The sequence below is a fragment of the Stenotrophomonas sp. Ste96 genome (assembly GCF_024519495.1).
Taxonomy (GTDB): Bacteria; Pseudomonadota; Gammaproteobacteria; order Xanthomonadales; family Xanthomonadaceae; genus Stenotrophomonas; species Stenotrophomonas bentonitica_A.
Genome location: NZ_JALJRX010000001.1, coordinates 297,942 through 321,595 on the forward strand (window position 1 = coordinate 297,942; position 23,654 = coordinate 321,595).

Annotated in this window: 19 protein-coding genes; 14 read left to right on the top strand and 5 right to left on the bottom strand. The window is 67.1% G+C overall.

The features are described 5' to 3' along the window. From OC373_RS01390 to OC373_RS01400, 3 genes are all read right to left on the bottom strand, one after another. On the bottom strand, positions 1-861 hold the full coding sequence (locus OC373_RS01390; protein WP_070425365.1) for an STAS domain-containing protein: 861 nt from the start codon (positions 859-861) through the stop codon (positions 1-3). A gap of 355 nt (positions 862-1,216) precedes the next feature. Beyond that, positions 1,217-2,257, bottom strand: a complete 1,041-nt coding sequence (locus OC373_RS01395) for a hypothetical protein (protein ID WP_261996862.1) — start codon at positions 2,255-2,257, stop codon at positions 1,217-1,219. A 117-nt stretch (positions 2,258-2,374) separates the two neighbouring features. Continuing rightward, complete coding sequence (locus OC373_RS01400) at positions 2,375-2,983, bottom strand: hypothetical protein (RefSeq protein WP_070474601.1); 609 nt, start codon at positions 2,981-2,983, stop codon at positions 2,375-2,377. Positions 2,984-3,294: 311 nt separating this feature from the next. Here OC373_RS01400 and OC373_RS01405 point away from each other — a divergent pair, with 311 nt between their 5' ends. The 10 genes from OC373_RS01405 (at position 3,295) to OC373_RS01450 (ending at position 15,845) form a co-directional block, all read left to right on the top strand. After that, a complete protein-coding gene (locus tag OC373_RS01405; RefSeq protein ID WP_261996863.1) occupies positions 3,295-4,629 on the top strand; it encodes a TlpA disulfide reductase family protein in 1,335 nt (444 codons plus the stop codon). Positions 4,630-4,746: 117 nt separating this feature from the next. Beyond that, positions 4,747-5,328 (top strand): YceI family protein, encoded by a 582-nt coding sequence (locus tag OC373_RS01410; RefSeq protein WP_261996864.1) that lies wholly within the window; start codon positions 4,747-4,749, stop codon positions 5,326-5,328. Then, positions 5,325-5,774 (top strand): protein-disulfide reductase DsbD N-terminal domain-containing protein, encoded by a 450-nt coding sequence (locus OC373_RS01415; RefSeq protein WP_261996865.1) that lies wholly within the window; start codon positions 5,325-5,327, stop codon positions 5,772-5,774. Before OC373_RS01410 ends, OC373_RS01415 begins: the two co-directional genes overlap by 4 nt. A gap of 14 nt (positions 5,775-5,788) precedes the next feature. Continuing rightward, positions 5,789-6,790, top strand: a complete 1,002-nt coding sequence (locus OC373_RS01420) for a cytochrome c peroxidase (RefSeq protein WP_261996866.1) — start codon at positions 5,789-5,791, stop codon at positions 6,788-6,790. Continuing rightward, on the top strand, positions 6,787-7,323 hold the full coding sequence (locus OC373_RS01425) for a TlpA disulfide reductase family protein (protein ID WP_261996867.1): 537 nt from the start codon (positions 6,787-6,789) through the stop codon (positions 7,321-7,323). The genes OC373_RS01420 and OC373_RS01425 overlap by 4 nt, the downstream gene beginning before the upstream one ends. Positions 7,324-7,460: 137 nt before the next feature. Beyond that, the gene (locus OC373_RS01430) at positions 7,461-10,019 is read left to right on the top strand and encodes a TonB-dependent receptor (RefSeq protein ID WP_261996868.1); all 2,559 of its coding nucleotides are present in this window, start codon (positions 7,461-7,463) and stop codon (positions 10,017-10,019) included. A 176-nt stretch (positions 10,020-10,195) separates the two neighbouring features. Continuing rightward, a complete protein-coding gene (locus tag OC373_RS01435) occupies positions 10,196-12,433 on the top strand; it encodes an ATP-binding protein (protein ID WP_261996869.1) in 2,238 nt (745 codons plus the stop codon). Continuing rightward, positions 12,430-12,903 (top strand): response regulator, encoded by a 474-nt coding sequence (locus tag OC373_RS01440; RefSeq protein WP_019184186.1) that lies wholly within the window; start codon positions 12,430-12,432, stop codon positions 12,901-12,903. The genes OC373_RS01435 and OC373_RS01440 overlap by 4 nt, the downstream gene beginning before the upstream one ends. Then, positions 12,896-15,325 carry a hybrid sensor histidine kinase/response regulator gene (locus OC373_RS01445; RefSeq protein WP_261996870.1) on the top strand — a complete coding sequence of 810 codons (2,430 nt, stop codon included), beginning with the start codon at positions 12,896-12,898 and terminating at the stop codon, positions 15,323-15,325. The genes OC373_RS01440 and OC373_RS01445 overlap by 8 nt, the downstream gene beginning before the upstream one ends. Before the next feature lie 139 nt (positions 15,326-15,464). Continuing rightward, positions 15,465-15,845 (top strand): response regulator, encoded by a 381-nt coding sequence (locus OC373_RS01450; protein ID WP_070427419.1) that lies wholly within the window; start codon positions 15,465-15,467, stop codon positions 15,843-15,845. A 15-nt stretch (positions 15,846-15,860) separates the two neighbouring features. On the opposite strand, the gene OC373_RS01455 is transcribed toward OC373_RS01450, so the two are convergent. Further along, positions 15,861-18,743, bottom strand: coding sequence for a PAS domain-containing protein (locus tag OC373_RS01455; RefSeq protein WP_261996871.1), 2,883 nt, complete (start codon positions 18,741-18,743; stop codon positions 15,861-15,863). Between the two features lie 370 nt (positions 18,744-19,113). On the opposite strand from OC373_RS01455, the gene OC373_RS01460 reads away from it, so the two are divergent. The 3 genes from OC373_RS01460 (at position 19,114) to OC373_RS01470 (ending at position 21,218) form a co-directional block, all read left to right on the top strand. Next, positions 19,114-20,073, top strand: coding sequence for a cation diffusion facilitator family transporter (locus OC373_RS01460; protein WP_046273381.1), 960 nt, complete (start codon positions 19,114-19,116; stop codon positions 20,071-20,073). Positions 20,074-20,158: 85 nt separating this feature from the next. Continuing rightward, positions 20,159-20,899: an SOS response-associated peptidase gene (locus OC373_RS01465; RefSeq protein WP_070425375.1), complete on the top strand. Its 741-nt coding sequence runs from the start codon at positions 20,159-20,161 to the stop codon at positions 20,897-20,899. Positions 20,900-21,047: 148 nt separating this feature from the next. Beyond that, a complete protein-coding gene (locus OC373_RS01470; RefSeq protein WP_019184192.1) occupies positions 21,048-21,218 on the top strand; it encodes a CsbD family protein in 171 nt (56 codons plus the stop codon). 214 nt (positions 21,219-21,432) lie between these two features. On the opposite strand, the gene OC373_RS01475 is transcribed toward OC373_RS01470, so the two are convergent. After that, positions 21,433-22,356, bottom strand: a complete 924-nt coding sequence (locus tag OC373_RS01475) for an NAD(P)/FAD-dependent oxidoreductase (protein WP_261996872.1) — start codon at positions 22,354-22,356, stop codon at positions 21,433-21,435. A gap of 130 nt (positions 22,357-22,486) precedes the next feature. Here OC373_RS01475 and OC373_RS01480 point away from each other — a divergent pair, with 130 nt between their 5' ends. Further along, on the top strand, positions 22,487-23,533 hold the full coding sequence (locus OC373_RS01480; protein WP_237393548.1) for a DUF6624 domain-containing protein: 1,047 nt from the start codon (positions 22,487-22,489) through the stop codon (positions 23,531-23,533). Positions 23,534-23,654: the final 121 nt, after the last annotated feature.

Genomic DNA, 23,654 nt, shown 5'->3' on the forward strand with positions numbered 1-23,654 from the left:
TCAGCGGGCGGTCCGGGTCACGGTCTGGCCGGTGCGCTTGAGCGCCAGCGCCAGTGCGTCGGCGAGGTTGGCCTTGGTGACGATGCCCTGCAGGTCCAGCCCGAGGTGCACGATGGTCTGGGCGATCTGCGGCCGCACGCCACTGATGATCGCATCGGCACCCATCAGGCGGATGGCGGTCACGGTCTTCAGCAGATGCTGTGCGACCAGCGTGTCCACGGTGGGCACGCCGGTGATATCGATGATCGCGATTTCAGAACCGGTATCCACGATGCGCTGCAGCAGCGACTCCATCACCACCTGGGTGCGCTGCGAATCCAGCGTGCCGATCATCGGCAGCGCGAGGACGCCTTCCCACAGCTTCACCACCGGCGTGGACAGCTCCAGCATCTCTTCCTGCTGGCGCTGGATCACGTCCTCGCGCGTCTTCTGGAACACGCTGACCGTGTGCAGTCCCAACTGGTCGATCAGCTCGGAGACCGCCCACAACTGGTCGCCCAGCTGCGCCGGATCATTCGCGTAGCCCTGCTGGATCACCTCGAACAGCGGTCGCTTCAGCGAAAAAATGAAGCTGGCGGTCTCCGACGAGTTGAAGCCCTTCAGCACGCGCTCGCGGGAAAGTTCCTCCAGGAAGCGGCGGATGTCCTGCCACTCGACCCGTGCGATGGAACTGACCTCCGTAGCCGACAGCGCCTCCAGGAACAGACGCCAGAACTCGCGGACCTGCTGGTCCAGCTCGCGGGAGGACAGGCGGCCGTCCTGGGCCTGGCTGGAACCGGCCAGATTGCCGGCCCATGCGGCCAGCAGGGGCTCTTGATGGCTGCGAATGAGATCGATCGTGCGCTGCTGCAAAGCCGCCATGGAAAAGGTCCTGAAAGAAGGGAAACACCGGGTGGACGGGCGACCCATCACCGATATGAATGGGGGTCGCAATCATCCAAGCTTAAATGAATTCAGGAAGATTGGGCATGACGGCAGATGCTGATGGCGTGAAGGTTGTTTGCACCTCCCTGACTCATTCAGAAAGACCGGACCTGGGCTGTTCGCCTGGCCCGTTTCCAGGCCGGGCCGCCACAACGCATCAGGCCGCCCGAAGGCGGCCTGATGGTGGAACGGTCAGCGCAGCAGCGCGAACAGCAGCAGCAGCGGAATCGGAATGCCGAGCATCCACAGCAGAATGTACTTCATGGTGTTTCCTCCCTTGGGATGGTCAGGTTCACAGGTCGCGGCGACGGCCGCCCCAGGTGGCACTCAGGCTGGCGATGAAGGCACCGATCAGCAGCGTGATGAACAGCCACAGCGCGGCATAGGCGGTCGCCTTGCGGGCATCGTCGGCCGCCTGCTTGGCCTGCTGCTTGGCGTTGTCCAGCGCAGCGCGCAGGCGGGTCTGGACATCGGTCACGCGGGCCTGTGCTTCGGCCTGGCTCATCCCGGTCTGTGTCGCCACCAGCTGGCCCAGGTACTGGGTATCGGCCGGGTCCATGGTGTCGGACTTGAGGCTGTTGACGATGATGCGATTGACCTCGGTACGCACCTCACGGCTGTCCGCACGACGGTCGGCACCCGGCATCGGGCGCGGCGGCGGCGGTGCGCCGTTGACCGGCGGTGCCGGGGGTGCGGCTGCATCGGCCGGACCGACCGGCGGCGCGGGCTGCGCTGCGGTCGGGTTGGCACGGAACAGCGAATCCACCCAGTACTGCACGTCACCCTCTTCGTTGCCCATCGCGGCCGAGCCTGCGCCCGCTGCGGCAATACCGCCGGCAGTGGACGCCGCCGCACCTGCGGTGGCACCGGCCACCTTGGCGCCAGCGCCGAGAATGCCGCCGATCGCGGAGGTCAGCAGTGCGGCGGTCAGCAGGGTAGCCACCGCCCACGACACGAAACCATGTGCGGTGTCGCGGAAGTAGGTCTCATCGCCGTGCAGGTTGCTCCACTTCGTGCGCAGGCGACCGGCCAGATAGCCACCCAGGCCGGAGGCTGCGATGGCGGTGAAGGTCAACCAGGCAATGCTGGACCAGCCGAAGGTCTCGGCAGTCACGCCTTCAAATGACCACGGCGAGACCGATGACAGGCCCAGGCCCACGCCGAGAATCACCAGGATCAACGAAAGCGCGGCTGCGGCGATGGCACCGGCCAGGATCGCGCCCCATGACACGGCGCTCTCGCGCGGAAGATCCACCACCGGCGGTGGGGTGACCACGGCCACGGTCGCGGCAGCGACGGGCTCGGGGTGGGCGTAATCGCCTCGGGTATTCATAGCGGATGGCACTCCTTTTCATGCGCTGCGGATGCAGCTCGCATCGGCAGGCTGCGCTTCAGGTCGTGAAATACGCGAGACGCTGAAAACAAGACCGTGTGGACGGCCGCACCAGACTCACACCCGCCGGCCAAGCAGCATGATCACGCCGACCAGCCCACCCAGCGCGCCGACAACCGCCAGCTCGATGGACGGCTCACGCAACCGCAATGCCATGACGATGCACAGCGCGCCCAGCCCGATGATCACCGCGCCGATGGCCGCCGCACGCGCCGAGCCATAGAAGTGAGTACGCCGGATCGGCTCGCTGAGCGCAGGCTGCCTGCGTTGCCAAGCCTCCAGTGCATGTTCGAATTCGCGCAGCAGGCGGTCACGGCTCTGCAGATCGGCTGCACTCACCATCAGTGTCGCCCGGCCCGGCCGCACCAGTTTCAGATAGTCATCGGTGCCCCAGCTGGACAACTGATCGAAGGGCACTGCGTCGCGTCGCGAAAACATCAGGCCATCGGCCATGACCATCACTTCATTGCGCGTCGGGAAGCCCTGGAAGGCCAACAACGGCGGCAGCACCAGGCACAGCAGTGCCACCACGATGGCGATACCCACCGGACCGCGATTGAGCACGATGAACATGAAACTGCCCGCAGCCAACAGAAATGCGAGTGGGACGGCCAGCTGGTGCCAGCGGGTATAAACCGAGACCTGGATACCTTCCCTTGGCTTCACGATGGGTTCCCTCCTCAGTATCGGCGCGGGGCCGGGCGCCCCGGGCCACCATGGTCTTCGATGCCGGCCACGGCGGCAAATGCGCTGATGTCAAAACGGTTATCAGCCTGCCATCGTCGCGCCGGTGAATATGCTGATGAACATGCGTTCCAAGCCACGATGAACTTTTACGACATTCACGTGGCAATAATCCAGTCACGCCACGGATGGCACGTGACCGGCCAGGGATGGCCTTTCAGCGGATGCAGTGGAACGGGGGCTGCATCGCCGGCGACTTGGCGCGTCCAAGGGGATTATCTGGAAGCACTCTCATGACACTGGCATTATCCGGTCGCGTCGTCGCGGCCCTGTTCCTCGCCTCAAGCCTGTCCTTGGCCCTGCCTGCAGCGGCCGCAGCGACCGCCCCATTTCCTGCCGAAGGCGTGTGGCGCGGCGAATTCAATATCGATGGCGATCCCATTCCGTTCAACTTCGAAGTAAAGGGAAAGCGTGCGCAGGACGCGACCTTCACCCTGCTCAACGGCACCCGCACCGACAGATTCAAGGTCACCCCGCGCGATGACGGGACCTTCTCGGTGCGGATGAACACCTACGATGCGGTGCTCGAAGGCAAGGTCTCCGAGGATGGCAAGCACCTGGTCGGCCAGTACAAGGACCTGGTGCCCAGCCGCAACGGGGCGCGCAACCTTGCCTTCACCGCCGAACAAGGCGCGGCGTGGCGCTTCGTCAAGCCCGGCCAGGACGAGGCACCGGCGGCGGACCTCAGCGGCAAGTGGGCCGTGCAGACCATCGACAAGGCCGCCCGCCAGGACAAGCGCAACCAGGTCGCCCTGCTCAAACAGGAGGGAAATCGCCTCTCCGGCGTGTTCATGACCGTGGTGGGTGATACCCGCGAGCTGGAAGGCACCGTGCAGGGCAACCGTTTCTACCTGTCCGGCTTCAGTGGGCCCAGCCCGCTGCTGATCCGCGGCACGATCGATGAAGACGGCAACATCCAGGGCGCGTTCGGCAGCGGCATCTACAACGTGGTGAAGTTCGAGGCCGAGAAGAGCGACAAGGTGGAGCTGCCGGATCCGTACAAGCTCACCTTCCTCAAGGATGGCCAGGAACGCATCGATTTCAGCTTCCCCGACCTGCAGGGCAAGCAGGTCTCGCTGCGCGACGACAAATACCGCGGCAAGGTGGTCATCGTTGAAGTGATTGGTACCTGGTGCCCGAACTGCACCGACCAGACCTATTTCCTGGCCCCGTGGTTCAAGCAGAACCAGCACCGTGGCGTGGAAGCGGTGGCGGTCGCCTTCGAGCAGGAAGACAACTTCGATTACTTCAAGAAGACCCTGACCACGTTCAAGGACTACTTCGATATCCGCTACGACATCGTGTTCGGCGGCATCGCCGACAAGAAAGTCGCTACCGAGAAACTCAAGGGCCTCAATTACATGGCCGCCTTCCCGACCACGATCATCATCGGCCGTGACGGCAAGGTCCGCGAGATCTACACCGGCTACACCGGCACCGTGACCGGGGAGTATCACCAGGATTATGTGGCCCGCTTCAACAGCCTGCTCGATGGGCTGATTGCCGAGCCCGATCCGTATGCGGCAAGCGCCGCGACCACGACGCCGGCACTGGCCGTCGCCCCGTAACCCTCCGCGGCGGCCGGCCTGCCCGCCCGCCGCGGCCCTCCCTCCTGCGCTGCACGCCCGCACGGCCTCCCCGCGATGCCGCGGGCGGCTGCGCGCCACGACAAAGAGACCTGCCCCATGCGCACCACCGTGCTGTTGACCCTGCTCACCGCTGCCACCGCACCTGCCGTGGCAATCGCCGCGCCGGTGACCTACCAACTCGACCCGACCCATACCGATGTGCTGTTCACCTGGAACCACAACGGCTTTTCGTTCCCGACCGGCCGCGCCGCGATCAGCAGCGGCACGCTGGTCTACGATGCCGCCAGGCCCGCCGCCTCGCAGGTACAGGTCGAGCTGCCGCTGGCCGAGCTGGCCACCCACGTGCCGAAACTCGACGAGATCGTGAAGAGCGACAAACTCTTCGATGTCGCCAGGTTCCCGCAGGCTGCCTTCCGCAGCACCTCGGTCGTGTCCCAGGGCGCCGGCCGCCTGAAGATCACCGGCGAGCTGACCCTGCATGGCGTCACCCGCCCGGTCGTGCTCGACGCCACCCTCAACAAGGTGGGCGAGCATCCCAGCCGCAAGGTGCCGACCATCGGCTTCAACGCCACGGGCGTGATCCGCCGCAGCGAATTCGGGCTGGATGCGTTCCTGCCCAACATCGCCGACGAGGTGCAGCTGCGCATCACCACCGAGGCGCAAGGGGCCAAGGAGTGAGGTACGGCATCCTTCCCCTGGGCATTGCGTTGCTGCTGAGCGGTGGCAACGCGATCGCCGCCGATACGCCAAAGGTCGCCCTCCAGCCGCGGCTGGAGGCCGCGCCCGACGGGTCCCGTGAGCTGGTCATCGATGCCCGCATCGAACCGGGCTGGATCCTGTACGCCTCAGACTTCGAGCAACCGCAGATCGGCCCGCGCGCGGCACGGGTGATCCTGGCGGACGGGGCGCAGACGCAGGGCCCGCTGCGCTCGGTCGATGCCCGCGAAGGCCACGGCCGCAGTTTCGCCGGTGACTACCGCTACACCTATTTCAGCGAACAAGGGCAGCTGCGCCTGCCCGTGGCGGCGGGCGCCACGCCGGTGAACGGCACCCTGCGCGCGCAGGTCTGCTTCGAAGAGAGCGGCCTGTGCGAGCTGGTCCAGCAGGAGATCGCCGCGCGTTGAGCGCGGCGCCCGCCATGCCACGCCCTGCCCTGTCCCTCTCCCTGCTTGCCGCACTGGCCGGCGGCGCGTTCCTGGCGCCGGTGCTGTCCGCCGATGCGCCGACCTACGACGGCGATCTGTCCGACAACCCGCGCGCCCAGCTGGGCCGACAGCTCTTTTTCGATCCCATCCTGTCGCGTGACCGCACGGTGTCGTGCGCCAGCTGCCATCAGCCGGCCCGCGCCTTCGCCGATGACCGCGCGCTCAGCCTGGGCGTGGAAGGTCGCCTGGGCACCCGCAACACGCCCAGCGTGATGAACAGTGCCGGGCGCACCCGCTTCTTCTGGGATGGCCGCAGCGAGACCCTGGAGGAACAGGCGCTCGCGCCGATCGCCAACCCGCTGGAAATGGACCTGCCGGTGGATGACGCGGTGGCGCGGCTGCGTGCCGATCCTGCGTGGGTGGCACGCTTCCAGGATGCCTACAGCGCCGCTCCCAGCGCGCGCACGCTGGGCCGCGCCCTGGCCGCCTACCAGAAGACCCTCAACACCGTGGACAGCCCGTACGACCGCTACGCGCTGGGCCAGGAGGATGCGATCAGCGACGCGGCCAAGCGCGGCCGCCTGCTGTTCATCACCAAGGCCCAGTGCGTGAGCTGCCACGCCGGGGAGGACTTCACCTCGGACCGCTTCAAGAACATCGGCATCTACAACGGCCGCGAGTTCAACGACGAAGGCCGCGGCGGGATCACCGGCGATCCGGCGCAGAAAGGCGAATTCAAAGTGCCGGGCCTGCGTAATGTCGCGCTGACCGCGCCCTACATGCACAACGGGATGTTCAAGAGCCTGCGCGAAGTGATCGTGTATTACGACGACCCCGGCAAGGTCATCCCCGATTCGATCGGCCGGGACGCGCAGCTGCGCGATCCGCTGCACCTGACCGAGGCGGAGATCGACGACATCGAGCAGTTCCTGCACACCCTTACCGACGACCGCTTCGCGTCGCGCGCGACCTCTTCATCGGCCTCACCTCCATGACCTCTTCCGCGTTGCGCCGCCCGGCGCTGCTGGCTACCGTGCTGACGATCGCGCTGCCCATGGCATCATTCGCCGCCCCGCCCACCACGGCCGCGCCTGCCGGCCAGGCGGCACCGGTCCTGCACTGGACCGATCTCGACGGCGCCCCGGCGTCGCTGGCGCAATGGCGCGGCCGCCCGGTGCTGCTCAACTACTGGGCCAGCTGGTGCGGCCCGTGCCTGAAGGAACTGCCCGACCTGCAGGATTTCTCGCAGGCGCAGACCTCGCGGCCGAACGGCGTGCACGTGGTTGGTGTCGCGCTCGATGATGTGGAATCGGCCAAGGCCCTGCGCGACCAGCTGCGCCTCACCTACCCGCAACTGGTGGAGGGCGACGGGCCGCCCGGCACCGCCGCCGCGTTCGGCAACCGCATCGGCACACTGCCATTTTCGGTGCTGATCGATGCGCACGGCACCGTGCTGCAGGTCCACAACGGCCCGCTGCATCCTGCCGACCTCGCCCGCTGGGCTGCCGCCGCCGGCGGTGCGCCATGACCGGCACCGGACGTGCCGCCGCCGCTGCCGAGTGCTGTTGCACGGGTACGCCAGCCACCGGCTGATCCGGTCCATCCGCCCTCGTCTGCCCGCCGCATGCCGCTGTGCATCGGCCCTCCTTCTCCTGGGGATCTTCCATGCTGTCCACGCACCATCGCCTGCCGTTGGTTCTCGCCGTCCTGTCCGCGTTGTCCCTGCCCCTCGCCGCATACGGCGCAACCGAGGTGGAGGACGCCACCAGCGTGAGCACCGCCACCCTGGATACGGTCACCGTGACCGGCACCCGTGCACAGGGCCGCACCGTGCGCGAAAGCGCGGCGCCGATCGATGTCCTGTCCGCCGAGGACATCCGCGCCGCCAACGCAACCAGCCTGCTGGATGTGCTCAACACCACCGTGCCCAGCTTCAACCTGCCGCTGGAGACCGGGGATCTGAACAGCATGGTGCGTGCCGGGCAGCTGCGCGGCCTCAATGCCAGCCACGTGCTGGTACTGGTGGACGGCAAGCGCCGCCACGCCACCGCGTTGCTGGGCGCGGGTGGCTTCGGTGGCGCCGCGCCCGCCGATCTCGCCCTGATCCCCACCGGTGCGATCGAACGCATCGAAGTGCTGCGCGATGGCGCCTCGGCGATCTACGGTTCGGACGCCATCGCCGGGGTCATCAACATCGTCACCCAAAAGGCTGCCCGCGGCGGCAACGTCTCCTACCGCGATGGCACCTACTTCGCCGGCGATGGCCGCGCGCGCGTGGTGCAGGCCGATGCCGGGTTCGGCCTGGGCGACGGCGGCTATCTGCACCTGGCGGCGCAGCTGGACGACCAGGAAGCCACCAACTACACCAGCCCCGCACGCGATACATTCCTGTACTACTTTCCGCGCAACGCGGCCGGCAATGCGATCCGCCCCGGCGGCAACCAGGCCAGCAACCCGACGCTGCCACCCGGCGCGACGCCGGATCCGCGCGAGGCCACGCGCGACAACAATGCCTGGCGCAACCGGGGCATCCGCGCGTTCCGCACGAAGACCGCCACGGCCAATGCCAGCATCCCACTGGCTGCCACGGTAGAGGCCTACGGGCTGCTGACCCTGGCCCAGCGTGATGCCTGGGCACCGCAGAACTTCCGCCAACCGCTGCGCAATGAGGTAGTACGCGCGATCGATCCGGATGGCTTTGCACCGACCGAGCACATCGACGAGAACGACGGCTCGCTCACGCTGGGGGTACGCGGCCAGTTCGGCGAGTGGGACTGGGACCTGAGCAGCGGCTACGGGCGCGATGCGATGGATATCAACCTGCACAACAGCATCAACCCCACCTACGGCCTGGACAGCCAGACCGATTTCTACGTCGGCGACCTGCGCTACAGCGCCTGGACCCATAACCTGGATCTGCGCCGCCAGCTGCAGACGGCGTGGCTGGCCGCGCCACTGGAACTCAGTGCAGGGGCGGAGTATCGCGACGAGCGCTACCGGATCGGCGCGGGCGACGTGCAGTCCTACACCCATGGCGGGCAGCGGGTGCTGGACGGCCCCTACGCGGGCACGGTGCTGGGGATCGGCCTGGGCGGCTCGCAGGCGCTGCCCGGCTACCGGCCCGAGGACGCAGTCGATGTCAGCCGCAACAGCGGTGCGCTGTACCTCGGCGTCGCGGCCGACCTGGGCTCGCGCTGGCGCGTGGACCTGGCCGGCCGGCATGAGCGTTACTCGGATTTCGGCAGCGAAACCACCGGCCGCCTCTCCACCCGTTTCGCGCTGCATCCCCGGCTCGCCCTGCGCGGCACGATCAGCAACGGTTTCCAGGCGCCGTCACTGGCCGCGCAGGCGTATCGCAACACCTCCAACGGCAATTTCTACACCGACCACATCCTGCAGGCCGGTTCGCCGCAGGCCATTGCACTGGGTGCGCAGCCGCTGCGCCCGGAAACCTCGCGAAGCCTCAGCCTGGGCATCGTGGCCGAGCCATGGCAGGGCGCATCGTTGACGGTGGATGCCTACCGCATCGATGTGGATGACCGGATCGCCCTGTCCACCACCTTCCGCGAGGGGCTGTATCCCGGCTCCGGCGTGCTGGTCACCTCGGTGGGACTCGGCGCACAGGATGGGGTGCGCTACTTCATCAATGCCGCCGATACCCGCACCGATGGCGTGGAAGCCACGCTCGAAGGCCGCGTCGATCTGGGCCGCGGCGGCACCCTGCGCTGGACGCTGGCGAGCAGCCATAACCGCGCCAGGATCACCGGCCTGGCCCCCACCCCCGCCGTGCTCGCCGCCTTCAATGTGCCGGTGTTCAGCACCGGATCGCAGAACGAGCTGCTCTACAAGGCGCCCAAGTCCCGGCAGGTGCTGGGCCTGGACTGGAGCCTGGGCCGCTACCGGGTCGGCCTGCGCCAGAGCCGCTATGGCGACATCCAACGCTATGGTTCGCCGACCACGGTGGCCAGCAGTGGGCCGTATGCCGGCCAGGCCGAGATCGCCTATGACATCGGCGGGCTCTGGATCACCGATCTGCAGCTGGGGGCCACCCTGCCCGGCGGCTGGGACGTGGCGCTGAACGCCAACAACGTGTTCGACCGCAAAGTCACCAGACTGCCCGAGCCGCTGCTTGCCGCGAACGAATACTACCGGTATGCCAACGGCGGACCGGTCGATGGCTCGGGGGGGCTGTGGTCAGCCACCCTCCGTTACCGCTGGGACTGATCCGCGCGCAGCGCAAGGAACACCGTCGCATCCTCACAGATCCGGGCCCCCGCCTATGCAAAAATAAGGGAACTGTGGCACGCCGCGTCGCAGGTGACGGTGTGTGCTCCTGACAACCAGGCGCAGCCGTGCCATTCGTGCGGTGGCCAGTACTGGTAAAGATCAGGAGTCAATGAATGTCCTCGAGGAATTCCGGCGCAAGCGCCTTGGATCTGTCCAGCTGCGCGCGTGAGCCGATCCGTACCCCCGGTGCCATCCAGCCGTACGGATTGATCCTGGTCCTCGATCACACGACATTGACGGTCAACGCCCGCGCGATGGCCGAGCCGGGCCTGCTGGAGGCGCTTGGCGATCCGCTGGGCCAGCCGCTGGATCAGGTGCTGGCCGGCACTCTGGCGCCATGCAGGCCGGTGCTGGAGGCATTGCAGGAGGGTGCCTCGCATTTCCTGGGCGCGCACCCGGTGGGCACGGCGGGCAACCACCACACCGTGGCCCACCGGATCGGTGATGACGTCATCATCGAGCTGGAGGCCCCGGTGCCGGGCGAACCGGGCTCGCTGGAGGACCTGTATCCCTCGATCCGCCGCTTCATGGCCGCCATCGAGCACGCGCCGACGACCCAGGCATTGTGCGAACTCGCTGCCACGCATATCCGCGAGCTGACCGGCTTCGACCGCACGATGATCTACCAGTTCGACAAGGACTGGAACGGCGCGGTGGTGGCCGAGGACCGCAACGACGTGCTGCCCTCCTACCTCGACCTGCGCTTCCCGGAATCGGACATCCCCGCCCAGGCGCGCGATCTGTACCGGCAGAACCGCGTCCGCCTGATCGCCGACAGCCATTACACCCCCGTGCCGCTGGTGCGCGTACCGGCCCTCGCCGATGCGGCGCCCATCGATCTGGGCCCGGCCATGCTGCGCAGCGTCTCCCCGGTGCACCTGCAGTACATGCGCAACATGGGCACGGGCGCCTCGATGTCGGTCTCGGTGCTGTCCGAGGGCGAGCTGTGGGGCCTGATTTCCTGTCACAACCAGGTCGCCCGCCGGGTGCCCTACCACGTACGTACGGCCTGCGAGTTCATCGGTCAGATCCTGTCGCTGCAGATCGCGGTGAAACAGCGCGCGGTACTGGTCGAAGAGCGCATCGCACGCCGCGCGATCCAGGTCCGGCTGCTCGGGCGGATGGCCGGTGACACCGACTTCATGGCCGCACTCGGCCGCGACCAGCAGAGCCTGCTCGCGCTCACCCAGTCCACCGGCGCGGCGATCGTGCACCTTGGCGAGTGCATCCTGCATGGCCAGTGCCCCGGCCAGCGCCACGTGATGCAGCTGGTGCAATGGCTGACCGCGCAACAGATCGAGGGCGACATCTTCTGCACCGATACCCTGCCGCTGGACTGGAAGGAGGCCGAAGCCTTCGCCGGCGTGGCCAGCGGCGTGCTGGCCATCTCGATCTCGCAGATCCACGACAGCTTCGTGATCTGGTTCCGTCCCGAAGTGGTCCGCACCGTGCGCTGGGGCGGCGACCCGCGCAAGGAAGAGACCGGACAGCCCCTGTCGCCGCGCACCTCCTTCGAGGGCTGGAAGCAGACCGTGCGCCAGCAGTCGCTGCCCTGGAACGACGTGGACCGCGATGCTGCGCTGGAACTGCGCACGGCCATCGTGGATATCGTGCTGCGCAAGGCCGAAGAGATGGCGGCATTGAACGAGCAGCTGTTGCGCAGCAACAAGGAACTCGAAGCGTTTTCCTATTCGGTGAGCCATGACCTGCGCGCCCCGTTCCGGCACATCGTCGGTTACTCGGAACTGCTGTGGTCCTCGGCCGGCGAAAGATTGAACGATTCAGAAAAGAGATTTCTCGACACCATCGTGGAGTCGGCAAAATCGGCTGGGACCCTGGTCGATGACCTGCTCAGCTTCTCGCAGATGGGCCGCTCGACGATGGGCCAGATCGCGATGGACATGACCGCCCTGGTGGAAGACGTGCGCCACAAACTCGACATGGAGTACGCCGGGCGCGCCATCGACTGGCAGATCGCGGGGCTGCCCAAGGTGCAGGCCGACCCCGGCATGCTGCGGTTGGTCTGGCAGAACCTGCTGGCCAATGCGATCAAGTTCACCCGCGACACGCCCGAACCACGCATCGAGGTCGGGCATGAACGCAACGACACGGAGGACATCTTCTTCGTGAAGGACAACGGCTGTGGTTTCGACATGCGCTACGTGGACAAGCTGTTCGGCGTGTTCCAGCGGCTGCATCACGTCGATGAGTACGAAGGCACCGGTATCGGCCTGGCCAACGTGCACCGCATCATCACCCGCCATGGCGGCCGGACCTGGGCGAAAGGCCAGGTCGGCGCCGGCGCGACATTCTATTTCACCATTCCCTTTGTTACTGGAGACCACCTATGAGAGATCTGCGACCGATCCTGCTCGTAGAAGACAACCCGAAAGACGCTGAATTGACCATGGCCGCGCTCGCCCGCTGCCAGTTGCTCAATGACGTGACCCATGTGCGCGACGGCGTGGAAGCGCTGGAGTATCTCCGCTGCCAGGGGCGTTATGAAGGGGCCATGCATGGCGGCCCGGTGGTCGTGCTGCTGGACCTGAAACTGCCCAAGCTCAACGGGCTGGAAGTGCTCAAGGAAATCCGTACCGACCGTGCCCTCAGCAGCACCCCGGTGGTGATGCTGACCTCCTCGCGCGAAGAGCAGGACCTGATCCGCAGCTACGAGCTGGGCGTCAACGCGTTCGTGGTCAAGCCGGTGGACTTCAAGGAATTCCTTGAAGCGATCCAGGGCCTGGGCATGTTCTGGGGCATCACCAACCAGCCGCCACCGCACGGCACGCTGTTCGGCGGGAAGAGTAGACACGATGGCTGAGGCCGCCACAGCAAAGACCATCAGGATCCTGATGGTCGAAGACAGTGCACTTGATGCAGAACTGATCACCGCGCAGCTCAAGCGCGCCGGGGTGCCGTTCACCGCCGAGCGCACCTGGTCGCACCAGGGCATGCTCGATGCCCTGACCACGACGCCGTTCGATGTGATCCTGGCCGACCACGTCCTGCCGGGCTTCGATGGTGACGCCGCGCTCGCCCTGGCCAGCGAGATCGCCCCCCAGATTCCCTTCATCTTCGTCTCCGGCACGCTCACCGAAGAACTCGCAGTGCAGGCGCTCAAGCGCGGTGCGCGCGATTACGTGGTCAAGTCACGCCTGCAGCGCCTGCCCGATGCCGTGCTCAGGGCCATCGGCGAAGCGCAGGAGCGCCGCCGGCTGCAGCGCGTGGAGGCCGAGCTGCATGAGAGCCACCAGCGGCTGAGGCTGATCACCGATTCGCTGCCGGCGCTGATCGCCTACTTCGGTCACGACCATCGCTACCGCTTCGCCAACAACGCCTATGTCGAGTGGCACGGCCGTACGCCGGAGAGCCTGATCGGCCGGCACACCCGCGAGGTGATCGGCGAGGACACCTTCAACAGCATCCAGCAGCACCTGGACCGTGTCCTGCTCGGTGAGAAGGTGAGCTTCGACCTGCTCTCGCTGCGCAGCGATGGCACGCCCCGCCACGCGCAGGTGGACTGCGTACCCGAGCTGGCGCCGGACGGCGCGGTGCTCGGCTATTACGCGATGGCGCGCGACATCAGCGAGCTCAAGCACGCGCAGGCGCTGCTCAGGGCCAACAACGAATCCCTGGAACGCCAGGTCGACGAGCGGACCTCGGCGCTGCACCGCAGTGAAAGCCGACTGCAGGCGCTGTTCGAATCCAGCTTCCAGCACCAGAACCTGCTGACCCTGGATGGCCACATCATCGACACCAATTCGGCGTCGCTGGCGGCCATCCTCGCCAACAAGGAAGACGTCCGCGGCAGCCTCTACTGCGAGTCTGCCTGGTTCGCCGATACCCCCGGGGTACCTGGCGTGGTCTGCACGGCCATTCTCGAGGCGGCGGCCGGCACCGCTTCCCGTCATGAACTGGAGCTGCGCCTGCCCACCGGCAAGCGGACCTTCGATTTCTCCTTCCGCCCCTTGTTCGACCATCAGGCGCGGATCACCGCGGTCGTCTCCGAAGCGGTGGAAACCACCGCGCGCCGGCAGGCCGAAGAGGCGCTGCGGCACAGCCAGAAGATCGAGGCCGTCGGCCAGCTGACCGGTGGCATCGCGCACGACTTCAACAACATCCTGACCGTGATCGCCGGCAACATCGAATACGCCAAGATGCTGACCGACCGCCTGGGTGACGCTGCGGGCAATTCCTCGCGCTCGCTGGACAACGCGATGAAGGGCGTGATGCGCGCGGCCAACGTCACCCAGCGCCTGCTGGCGTTCTCGCGCCGGCAGCCGCTGAAGAACATGCCGGTGGACCTGAACGAAGAAATGCGCGGCATGCAGGACATGCTCAAGCGTTCACTGGGCGAGCTGGTGCAGATCGACATGCTGCACAGCCCGGATATCTGGTGCGTGGAGATCGACCCGAACCAGCTGGAGGCCTCCATCCTCAACCTGGCGGTCAATGCCCGCGATGCCATGCCCGGGGGCGGGCGCCTGACGATCGAGATCGACAACATCCATCTGGACAAGGACTACGCAGCGCAGCACCCGGATGTGCCGCCCGGCCAATACGCCATGATCCGGGTGCGCGACAGCGGCCAGGGCATGTCCGCCGAGGTGATGGGCCGGGTATTCGAACCGTTCTTCACCACCAAGGAGGTCGGCCGCGGCACCGGGCTGGGCCTGTCGATGGTGTACGGCTTCGCCAAGCAGTCCGGTGGCCATGTGCTGCTCGACTCCATCGAAGGCAGCGGCACCACGATCACCCTGCTGTTCCCGCGCTCGGCCTCGGCCCTGCCCGGCACCCGCCAGGCCGAGGCGCAGGAAGCCAACGCCTACGAGGTGGAGGAGGAAACCACGGTGCTGGTGGCCGAGGACAATGACGATGTCCGTGCCTACACCGTGGATACCCTGCGCCAGCTGGGCTACCGCGTGCTCGAAGCGCATGACGGACCCTCCGCCCTGCGCCTGCTGGAGCGGCCGGACGTGAGCGTGGACCTGCTGTTCTCGGACATCGTGATGCCGGGCATGTCCGGCTGGGCACTGGCCAAGCAGGCGATCGGCCGGAAACCGGGGCTGCGGGTCCTGTTCACCTCGGGCTATCCGCGCGATATCGACGCAAGCGGCACGGTCGGCCGGACCATCGCGCTGCTTGCCAAACCGTTCACCCGCACCGATCTGGCCCGCTCGATCCGGGCCTCCCTGCAGGACGAGAGCCCCGCCCAGGGCGGTGAGACCTTGGACCGAGGGTAATGAAGGAGGCTGCCGTCATCGGCGCCTCCCGGGGATCATGACGCCGGGCTGGCGCGCGATGCACGGCCGGCTAACGCGCGCGGGCGCTAAGGTGGAGCTCCGCACAGGTGGCTGCATGCCACGAGGATCCGCGCCCGCAATGACTGCTGCCCGTTCCCACCCACGATGCCGCGTGCTTCTCGTCGAAGACGATGCGCCCATCCGGGAGATGACCAAGGACATCCTCAACGACGATGGCTTCGAGGTCCTCGACGTTGCCGACGCCGAGGCCGCGCTGGGGTGCCTCAGGCATGACGGCCCGTTCGACCTGCTGGTGTCCGATGTCGGGCTTCCCGGAATGGACGGCCGCGACCTGGCCACGATCGCCACCACGCTGCACCCGGCCATGCCCATCCTGCTGGTCACCGGCTATGCCGGGGCGGCCGGGGCCCGGCCGGACTTTCTCGGCGAGGACATCAAACTGCTGCGCAAACCCTTCACGCTCAAACAGCTGGTGAGCTCGGTCAGGTCCCTGCTCTGAGCGCAGCCAACACCGTCACTGGCTGCTGCCTGCAGTCGCCAACAGCGCGCGCGCACGCCGCTCCAGTTCGGCAGTGGTGAAGGGTTTGGTCAGCACTTCCATCCCCTCCTCCAGCTGCCCGGCGCCCACCGCCGCCGACGCCGCATAGCCGGTGATGAACAACACCGGCAGCCCGGGCCGCACCTGGCGCCCTGCATCGGCGACCTGCCGGCCATTGAGCCCGCCAGTGAGGCCAACATCGGTGATCAGCAGGTCGATGGGCTGTCCGGAGTGGAGCAGCTCGACCGCCTGGCCGCCCTCCGGCGCCTCCAGCACCCGATAGCCGGCGCCGCCCAGCACCTCGCTGAGCAGCGCGCGGATCGCCCCCTCGTCTTCAACCACCAGGATCGTCCCGACGCTGGGCGTGGATGTGGCGGGCGCATCCTGCTCGGTCTCCTGCACCGCATTGGCCGCGGTTTCGCCGATGAAGCGTGGCAGGTACAGCTCCACCGTCGTGCCCTGGCCGACCTGCGAATCAATCCGCACCTGGCCGCCGGACTGGCGGGTGAAGCCATAGATCATCGACAGGCCCAGGCCGGTGCCCTGCCCGATCGGCTTGGTGGTGAAGAACGGCTCGAAGACCTTCTCGATCACCGCCGCCTCCATGCCGGTTCCGGCGTCCTTGACGGCCAGCCGCACGTAATCGCCCGGGGGCGTATCCAGCGCTGCCGCAGCCTCGCCCTGCAACGTCACGTTCGCCGCACTGATGGTCAGCGGGCCGCCCTCGGGCATGGCATCGCGGGCATTGATGCACAGATTCAACAGCGCATTCTCCATCTGCGGCACATCCACCAGCACCGACCATGGATCGGAATCGAGCTGCGTGGCGATCGCGATCGACGGCCCCAGCGTGCGGGAGATGATGTCCAGCATCCCGCGCACCAGGGCATCGGCCACCACCGGCGTCGGCGCCAGCGTCTGCCGGCGGGAGAAGGCCAGCAGCCGCTGGGTCAGCGCGGTGGCGCGCGACGCGCTGGACTGCGCCATCTCCAGGTACCGGCCCACATCATCGTAGCGACGCTGATCGATGCGCAGCTCCAGCAGCTCCAGGCCGACCGAGATGGCGGTCAGCAGGTTGTTGAAGTCATGCGCCAGGCCGCCGGTCAACTGGCCCACGGCCTCCATCTTCTGGCTTTGCCGCAACCGCTCTTCAGCCACCTGCAGCTCGGCGCTGCGCGCCTGCACCCGCTCTTCCAGGGTCAAGGTCAGCTCGCGCAGCTGGTCTTCGGCCAGGCGCCGCTCGGTCACGTCCGAGGCAGTGCCGAACCATTCGGTGATCTCGCCGTTGCCGTCCAGCAGCGGCACCGCGCGCATCTGCACCCAGCGCACGCTGCCATCGGCGAGCAGGCTGCGGTGTTCCAGCGCCAGCGGCTCCCGCTGCGCCAGCGCGCGGGCGATGGCCTGCTCCAGCAGGCCCAGATCCTCCGGATGTACGTAGCGCTCCTTCCAGTCGCTGAGCGCGGGCAGGCTGTCGTCCTGCGCGACCGGTCCAGTGGCCAGAATCTGGCGCATCTCGCGCCAGTCGGCGGTGACCGCATAGAGCGACTGCGAGGAGGCGCTCACCAGCGCCCCGAGGCGTCGCTCGCTATGGGCCAGTGCATCGCTGGCGCGGCGCTCTTCTGTCCGGTCGCCCAGCACCTTGACGAAGCCCAGCGCGGCGCCATCTTCATCGCGCAGCACGGTCATGGCGCCGCTGGCCCAGAACCGCCCGCCGGATTTGCGCGCCAGCCAGCGCTCACCGCTGACCCCGCCCGATGCGATCGAGACGCTCTGGTTGTGGCGCAGGCGGTCGGCCAGGATGTCCTCCTGGGTATAGATCCGCTCCACCTTCTGGCCCAGCATCTCGGCCTCCGTCCAGCCGAAGATGTGCTCGGCGCCGGCATTCCACAGGGTCACGTTGCCCTGCAGGTCCGAGGCGACGATCGCGTAGTCGCTGGCACTGTCGATGATCTGGCGATTGCGCGCCTCCACCTGCCGCATCGTGCGCTGCAGCTCGATGTGGGAGGTGACATCCAGGCCCTGCACGAACACGCCGGCAGTGCTGCCGTCTTCGCCGGCCACCGGCTGGAAGACGAGATCCAGCAGGCGCCGGGCCGATGAGGGATCGGACGGGAACGGCGCGTCGTAGACCATCTCGCTGCCGATGTACGGCTTGCCGGTGCGGTAAACCTCGTCCAGCAACGGCATGAAACCCTGGTCGACGATTTCCGGCAGCGCCTCCCGGATCGACTTCCCGAGCACGTGGCGGTTGCCGACCAGGCGTTGGTAGCCCGGGTTGGCCAGCTCGACGCGATGCTCCGGCCCGCTGAGGAAGGCCATGAACATCGGCGACTTGTCGAACAGCGCGATCAGGCGCTCGTTCTCCTTGGCCAGGCGCTGCTGCGCCACGATGATGCTGGTCACCTCGTTGGTCACGCAGAACGCGCCGCCGACACTGCCATCGTCCAGGAAGATCGGCGAGAAGGAGAATGTCCACCAGGTCTCTTCAGGCACGCCCTGGCGGCTCATCGAGACCGGCAGGTTCTCGTAGCGGGAGGACCCGCCTGCGAAGGCAGTCTCGATCGGTGCGCGCACGGCGTCCCACGCATCCGCCCACAGCTGCCTCAGCGGCGCCCCCAGCGCCCCCTCCAGGCGCGGCCCCAGGATCGGGCTGTAGGCATCGTTGAAGAAGAATGTCAGGTCATCGCCCCAGACCACGTACATGCTCTCGGGCGAGGCCAGGATCAGGTTGACCGCATTGCGTAGCGCACTGGGCCACTGGTCGATCGGGCCCACCGGCGTCGCCTGCCAGTTCCATCCACGCACCTGCTCGGCCATCGGGCCGGTGCTGCCGGGAAAACGCCCCACCCCTGCACTCATGCGCGCCGCTCCAGGACGGCCGGGGCACGCGCGCCGCGCAGCCGCGCGACAGACCAGGGAAGGACAGACATCATCGGGTCACCGAACCTTGAACTGAAAGGCATCGCAGCAGCAGGGGAACGGCAGGCAGCGGTCGGCCGGCCGGTAGGGGGAGAGCAATTTAATCCACGCGGGGCCAACTCCATGTCAACGCCCGCAGCCGCAACGGACCGCTGCCCACGGCCACGGATTGTCCCGCGCCACGGGCGGCGGGTACAGCCCCGGCCGCTCAGCGCCGCACTGCCGCCCGGCCTGCCAGGCCCGGACGTGCACGCGCCCGGGACGCGCCGTTGGCGATGATGCGGCACCCTCCCCACCCCCCGCCTCCGCCATGGCCAAGCCGACTGGCTCCCGTCTCGTGATCTATGCCGCGCTCGCCGGCAACCTGGCCATCGCCATCGCCAAGTTCGTCGCCGCCGGCATCTCCGGCAGTTCGGCCATGCTCAGCGAGGGCGTCCACTCGCTGGTGGATACCATCAACGAGCTGCTGCTGTTGTATGGCCTGCGCCGGGCCGAGCAGAAGCCGGACACCCTGCATCCCTTCGGCCATGGGCGGGAACTGTACTTCTGGAGCTTCATCGTGGCACTGCTGGTGTTCGCCGCCGGTGCGGGCGTCTCGGCGTATGAAGGCATCCAGCACATCCGCAACCCGGAGCCGGCCACCAACCACCTGATCAGCTACATCGTGCTGGGCATCTCGCTCGTGTTCGAAGGCACCTCGTGGTGGATCGCGCTGCGCGAATTCCGCGCCACCAAGGGTTCATTGGGCTACTTCGAGGCATTCCGCCGCAGCAAGGATCCCTCCACGTTCACGGTGCTGCTGGAAGACAGCGCCGCCCTGCTCGGCCTGGGCTTCGCGCTGGTCGGCCTGCTCGCCGCGCAGCTGCTGGACATGCCCATCCTTGATGGCGTCGCTTCGCTGTGCATCGCCGGTGTGCTGGCGGTCACTGCCTTCCTGCTTGCACGCGAAACCAAGGGGCTGCTGGTGGGCGAACCGGCGCACCCAAGCGTTGCCAAGCGCATTCTCGCCGTGGCCAACACCGATGCCGACCTGCGCCGTGCCAATGGCGTGACCACCATGCAGATGGGACCCGAACAGGTCGTGGCGATGCTGAGTGCCGAGTTCGAAGATGATCGCACCACGCCGCAGATCGAGGCGTGCATCACCCGGATCGAGAAAGCCGTGAAGGCCGAGTATCCCGAGCTGGTCGCCCTGTTCGTCAAGCCGCAGACGCCAGAAGTGTTCCAGGCGCGGCGGGCCGCGTTGGCCGAGCCGCATCCTGATACATGAAGGCCGTGCACATCAGGCAGCGCCCGGGTGAGCAACGCCGGCGCTGCCTACGAGGCCGTCACGGATATCGTCGGATGCTCGGCCCATGCGCCGTTTCGCACAAGCCATCGCCGACACCGAGTCACTCCCCGCCGGACTGCCTGCCGCGCTGGCGCGGACGCTGGCCGCCGGCCCGGACCACTACAACATCGCCAAGGGCGGCGTGGCCACGGTGCTGGCGCGCGACCACGACGGCTCCATTGCCGTGGCCGACATGGTGTGGGGGCTGGTGCCGCGCTGGTCCAAGGAACCGGCCACGCCCTATACAACGGTGACCGCACGGCTGGAGCGCGCGCCACGCAGCCGCATCTACGCGCAGGCCTGGGTACAGCGCCCGTGCGTGCTGCCCATGACCGGGTATTACAAATGGGACCGCGCGCGCCGGCCGCCATGGCCGCTGTTCGTGCAGCGCAAGGACGGGCGTGTCCTGCTCGCCGCCGGCCTATGGGAACACTGGGAAAGCGAGGATGGCCAGCAGCTGGACAGCTTCACGGTCCTGACCGGGCCGAACCACGCGATCCCTGCCCCGCTCACGCCAGATGGACCGATCTTCATTGCACCGGCCGCCGCACTGGACTGGTTGGGCGGCGCCTTCAAAACGCCCGCGGCACTGAACGCCCGCGCCACTACGCCCGCACTGGAGGCCTATCCGGTCAGCCGCGCGTTTCGTGATCCCGCGCGCGACGATTACACGCTGTTGGAACCTGTCGATCCGGATGCCGCAGCCACCGCCGAACCACCGCAATGGGATGGCGATGCGTGGGATGAGCGCGATGCGGATGAATGACGTGCAGCGCGCGTGAGCGTCAACCTTTCCGGCGCTTGAACGGATTCCGCGTCACCAGCGAATTTCACCTTCGCGCCACTGCCGCCCCGTCAGGGTGGAGATGCCCAGCAACACGGGCCCTCTCTCTAACTACATTATGGAGTCAACCATGGACAAGAATCGCACTGAAGGCGCCAAGAACCAGGTCAAGGGCACCGTCAAGGAAGTCGTGGGCAAGGTCACCGGCGACAAGACGAAGGAAGTGGAAGGCAAGATCCAGAAGGGTGTGGGTGAAGTGCAGAGCGACGTGGGCAAGGCCCGCGACGACGCGCGCCGCTGAGTCTCATCCCACGGCTCTCTGACCGCATCAGCGGCAGAGGGCAGTGGGAGGTCAGCTGAGCGCCGTATCAGGGTGTTCTTCATCTGCCACGCCTTCCATCCGCCGTGTTCTCCTTCGGCGTAGGCGATTCGGCCTCTGAGCAACAGCGCGGCATGGAACAAGCCTGGCTGCTCCAATTGCGTTTCTTCCAACGATTCGGCATCTCCCTCGGGCGCTATTCCAGCAGCCCCATCAGGGAGTGGTGCACCGCCACGCCCGCCAGCGCCCCCTCGCCCACTGCCAGCGCGATGCTGCCTGCCATCCGGGCCGCGTCGCCGCAGGCAAACACGCCCGGTACCGTGGTCTGCTTGGCCGAATCGGTGGTGATGCACCCACCATCCTTGAGCTCGCAGCCCAATTGCTCGGCCAGATCACTGGACAACCGCGAATGCGGTGAAATGAACAGCGCATCCACCTCCACCCGGCGCCCGTCGGCGAGCACCACGGTAGCGCTGTCTTCCACCGCGCGTACGCGGGTCGATTCGACCACGACGCCGCACGCGTCCAGCCGTGCACGCTGTGCGGGATCGATCCTCGCGGAGGCTTCGCTGCAGAACAGCGTGATGTTGCCCCAGTCGCACAGCAGCAGCGCCTGGGCCGCGCCACCATCCTTCGCGCAGCCGATCACCCCGATGCGCCCTTCGAACACCTCGTAGCCGTGGCAGTACGGGCAATGAAAAACGCTCCGGCCCCAACGTTCGCCGATGCCTTGGATGTCGGGCAGATCATCGGTTACGCCGTACGCCAGGATCACCCGATCCGCCAGAAACGCCTGGCCGGCGTCCACCTCGACCCGGAAGGTTCGGCCCTCTTTCGATGCAGGTACCGTTGCCGTAGCAGAACGGGCAATACCGGCGAGCCAGGTCAACGTGGGATAGCGCAACAACTCTTCGCGGGCCTGGGAAGCGATATCCGCCGGCGGCAGCCCCTCCCGCCCAAGGAACCCATGCGCGACGCGCGCATTCCGGTTGCGCGGCGCCCCCCCGTCGATGATGAGTACTTTGCGGCGGGCACGCACAAGCTGCAGCGCGGCGGACATGCCCGCGTAGCTGCCACCGATGATGATGACGTCGTAACGATGGGGAGGCAGATCGGCCATGGCGCTGTCCCGGGCGTTGGGAGAGTGACGAATGCGCCAGAGTGCGGGAGCCTGGATCAACGCCGTGCGTGCTGCGCGTGAGCCTGGGCATCACACCGCCCGCACGATCCGGCAGCCTGGAGGGACCGGCATGTTCTTCGACTGCTACTGCCCACGCCGTGATCGCACCGCTTCGGCTCACGCACGCCAGGTTGAATTCCGGGGGCTGAAGCCGCTACGTTGTCGGTGCGTTCACCAAGGAAGATCACCCATGCACGGAAGGCCAATACGACCCATAGCAACCCGGGCGGCAACGCTGACGGTCGCCCTGTTCGCCGCTGCCGCGGCTGCCGCCGCCGAGCCGGCCAGCTTCTTCACCGCGCTGGATGCCTACGGCAACAACGACTACGCCGCCTGCGGCGCCACCTTGAGTGACCTGTACACGCACGGCATCCCCTTCCCCGACGGAGGCGAGCTGCTGCTGATCGAATGCACGGCGGCAGCCGGCGATCATGCCGCAGCGTTTGCGTACGTCGATGCGCTGCTCGCCAGTGGTCGCCTGCCACTGGAGGACCTGCGGACCAAACAGCGTCCCGGGCTGAATGCGCTGCGCGCCGATCCCGCATGGCCAGCGGTGCTGCAGCGGGTCATCGCCGAAGAAAAGAAGCACGAGGCGCTGCGCGATGCGCCGTTGAGGCAGGCCTTGCTCGCACGCGAGGCAAAGGACCAGACCGCGCAACATGCCGCCATCGCCGCTGGTGGCGGCGATGCGTGGCGGCAGACGGCGCCGGTGAGCGAAGCCAATGCAACCTGGTTGAAAGCCGTGATCGCCGAAAAGGGGTGGCCAGGCACCACGCGGGTCGGCCGCGACGGGGCCAAAGCCGCATGGCTGATCGTGCAGCACGCCGACCATGACCCCGCGTTCCAGGCGCAGGCGTTGGCGTTGATGCAGACCGCCGCCGAGACCGGCGATGCCGACGCCGCGGATGTAGCGCTGCTGACCGACCGGGTGCTCATCGCGCAGGGCAAGCCGCAGCGTTACGGCACGCAGTTCAAGAGCGCCGCCGACGGCGTGATGGAGCTTCAGCCCACCGAAGACATGCAGACCCTCGACGCCCGGCGGCGCGCGGTGGGACTCCAGCCTCTGGAGGCCTACAAGGCAATGCTCTCGGACAGCTACGGAAAACCGGTGAGATAGCTTGGCCGGCCACCGGCGGTAAATCGATCCGGCGCGCCGCCGCCAGTACTTCTACCTAGGCCGTGGCCCGTCTATTTTCGGGTGCCAACACAGACCCCGCTGGCCACACTGGGGCCTCAGT

What these genes read in the sequence shown, in the direction of transcription:
- OC373_RS01405 (WP_261996863.1), top strand. Translation starts at nt 3,295, where the DNA reads ATGACACTGGCATTATCCGGTCGCGTCGTCGCGGCCCTGTTCCTCGCC.
- OC373_RS01395 (WP_261996862.1), bottom strand. Translation starts at nt 2,257, where the DNA reads ATGAATACCCGAGGCGATTACGCCCACCCCGAGCCCGTCGCTGCCGCG.
- OC373_RS01445 (WP_261996870.1), top strand. Translation starts at nt 12,896, where the DNA reads ATGGCTGAGGCCGCCACAGCAAAGACCATCAGGATCCTGATGGTCGAA.
- OC373_RS01435 (WP_261996869.1), top strand. Translation starts at nt 10,196, where the DNA reads ATGTCCTCGAGGAATTCCGGCGCAAGCGCCTTGGATCTGTCCAGCTGC.
- OC373_RS01455 (WP_261996871.1), bottom strand. Translation starts at nt 18,743, where the DNA reads ATGAGTGCAGGGGTGGGGCGTTTTCCCGGCAGCACCGGCCCGATGGCC.
- OC373_RS01440 (WP_019184186.1), top strand. Translation starts at nt 12,430, where the DNA reads ATGAGAGATCTGCGACCGATCCTGCTCGTAGAAGACAACCCGAAAGAC.
- OC373_RS01475 (WP_261996872.1), bottom strand. Translation starts at nt 22,356, where the DNA reads ATGGCCGATCTGCCTCCCCATCGTTACGACGTCATCATCATCGGTGGC.
- OC373_RS01425 (WP_261996867.1), top strand. Translation starts at nt 6,787, where the DNA reads ATGACCTCTTCCGCGTTGCGCCGCCCGGCGCTGCTGGCTACCGTGCTG.
- OC373_RS01420 (WP_261996866.1), top strand. Translation starts at nt 5,789, where the DNA reads ATGCCACGCCCTGCCCTGTCCCTCTCCCTGCTTGCCGCACTGGCCGGC.
- OC373_RS01410 (WP_261996864.1), top strand. Translation starts at nt 4,747, where the DNA reads ATGCGCACCACCGTGCTGTTGACCCTGCTCACCGCTGCCACCGCACCT.
- OC373_RS01465 (WP_070425375.1), top strand. Translation starts at nt 20,159, where the DNA reads ATGCGCCGTTTCGCACAAGCCATCGCCGACACCGAGTCACTCCCCGCC.
- OC373_RS01460 (WP_046273381.1), top strand. Translation starts at nt 19,114, where the DNA reads ATGGCCAAGCCGACTGGCTCCCGTCTCGTGATCTATGCCGCGCTCGCC.
- OC373_RS01390 (WP_070425365.1), bottom strand. Translation starts at nt 861, where the DNA reads ATGGCGGCTTTGCAGCAGCGCACGATCGATCTCATTCGCAGCCATCAA.
- OC373_RS01450 (WP_070427419.1), top strand. Translation starts at nt 15,465, where the DNA reads ATGACTGCTGCCCGTTCCCACCCACGATGCCGCGTGCTTCTCGTCGAA.
- OC373_RS01470 (WP_019184192.1), top strand. Translation starts at nt 21,048, where the DNA reads ATGGACAAGAATCGCACTGAAGGCGCCAAGAACCAGGTCAAGGGCACC.
- OC373_RS01480 (WP_237393548.1), top strand. Translation starts at nt 22,487, where the DNA reads ATGTTCTTCGACTGCTACTGCCCACGCCGTGATCGCACCGCTTCGGCT.
- OC373_RS01430 (WP_261996868.1), top strand. Translation starts at nt 7,461, where the DNA reads ATGCTGTCCACGCACCATCGCCTGCCGTTGGTTCTCGCCGTCCTGTCC.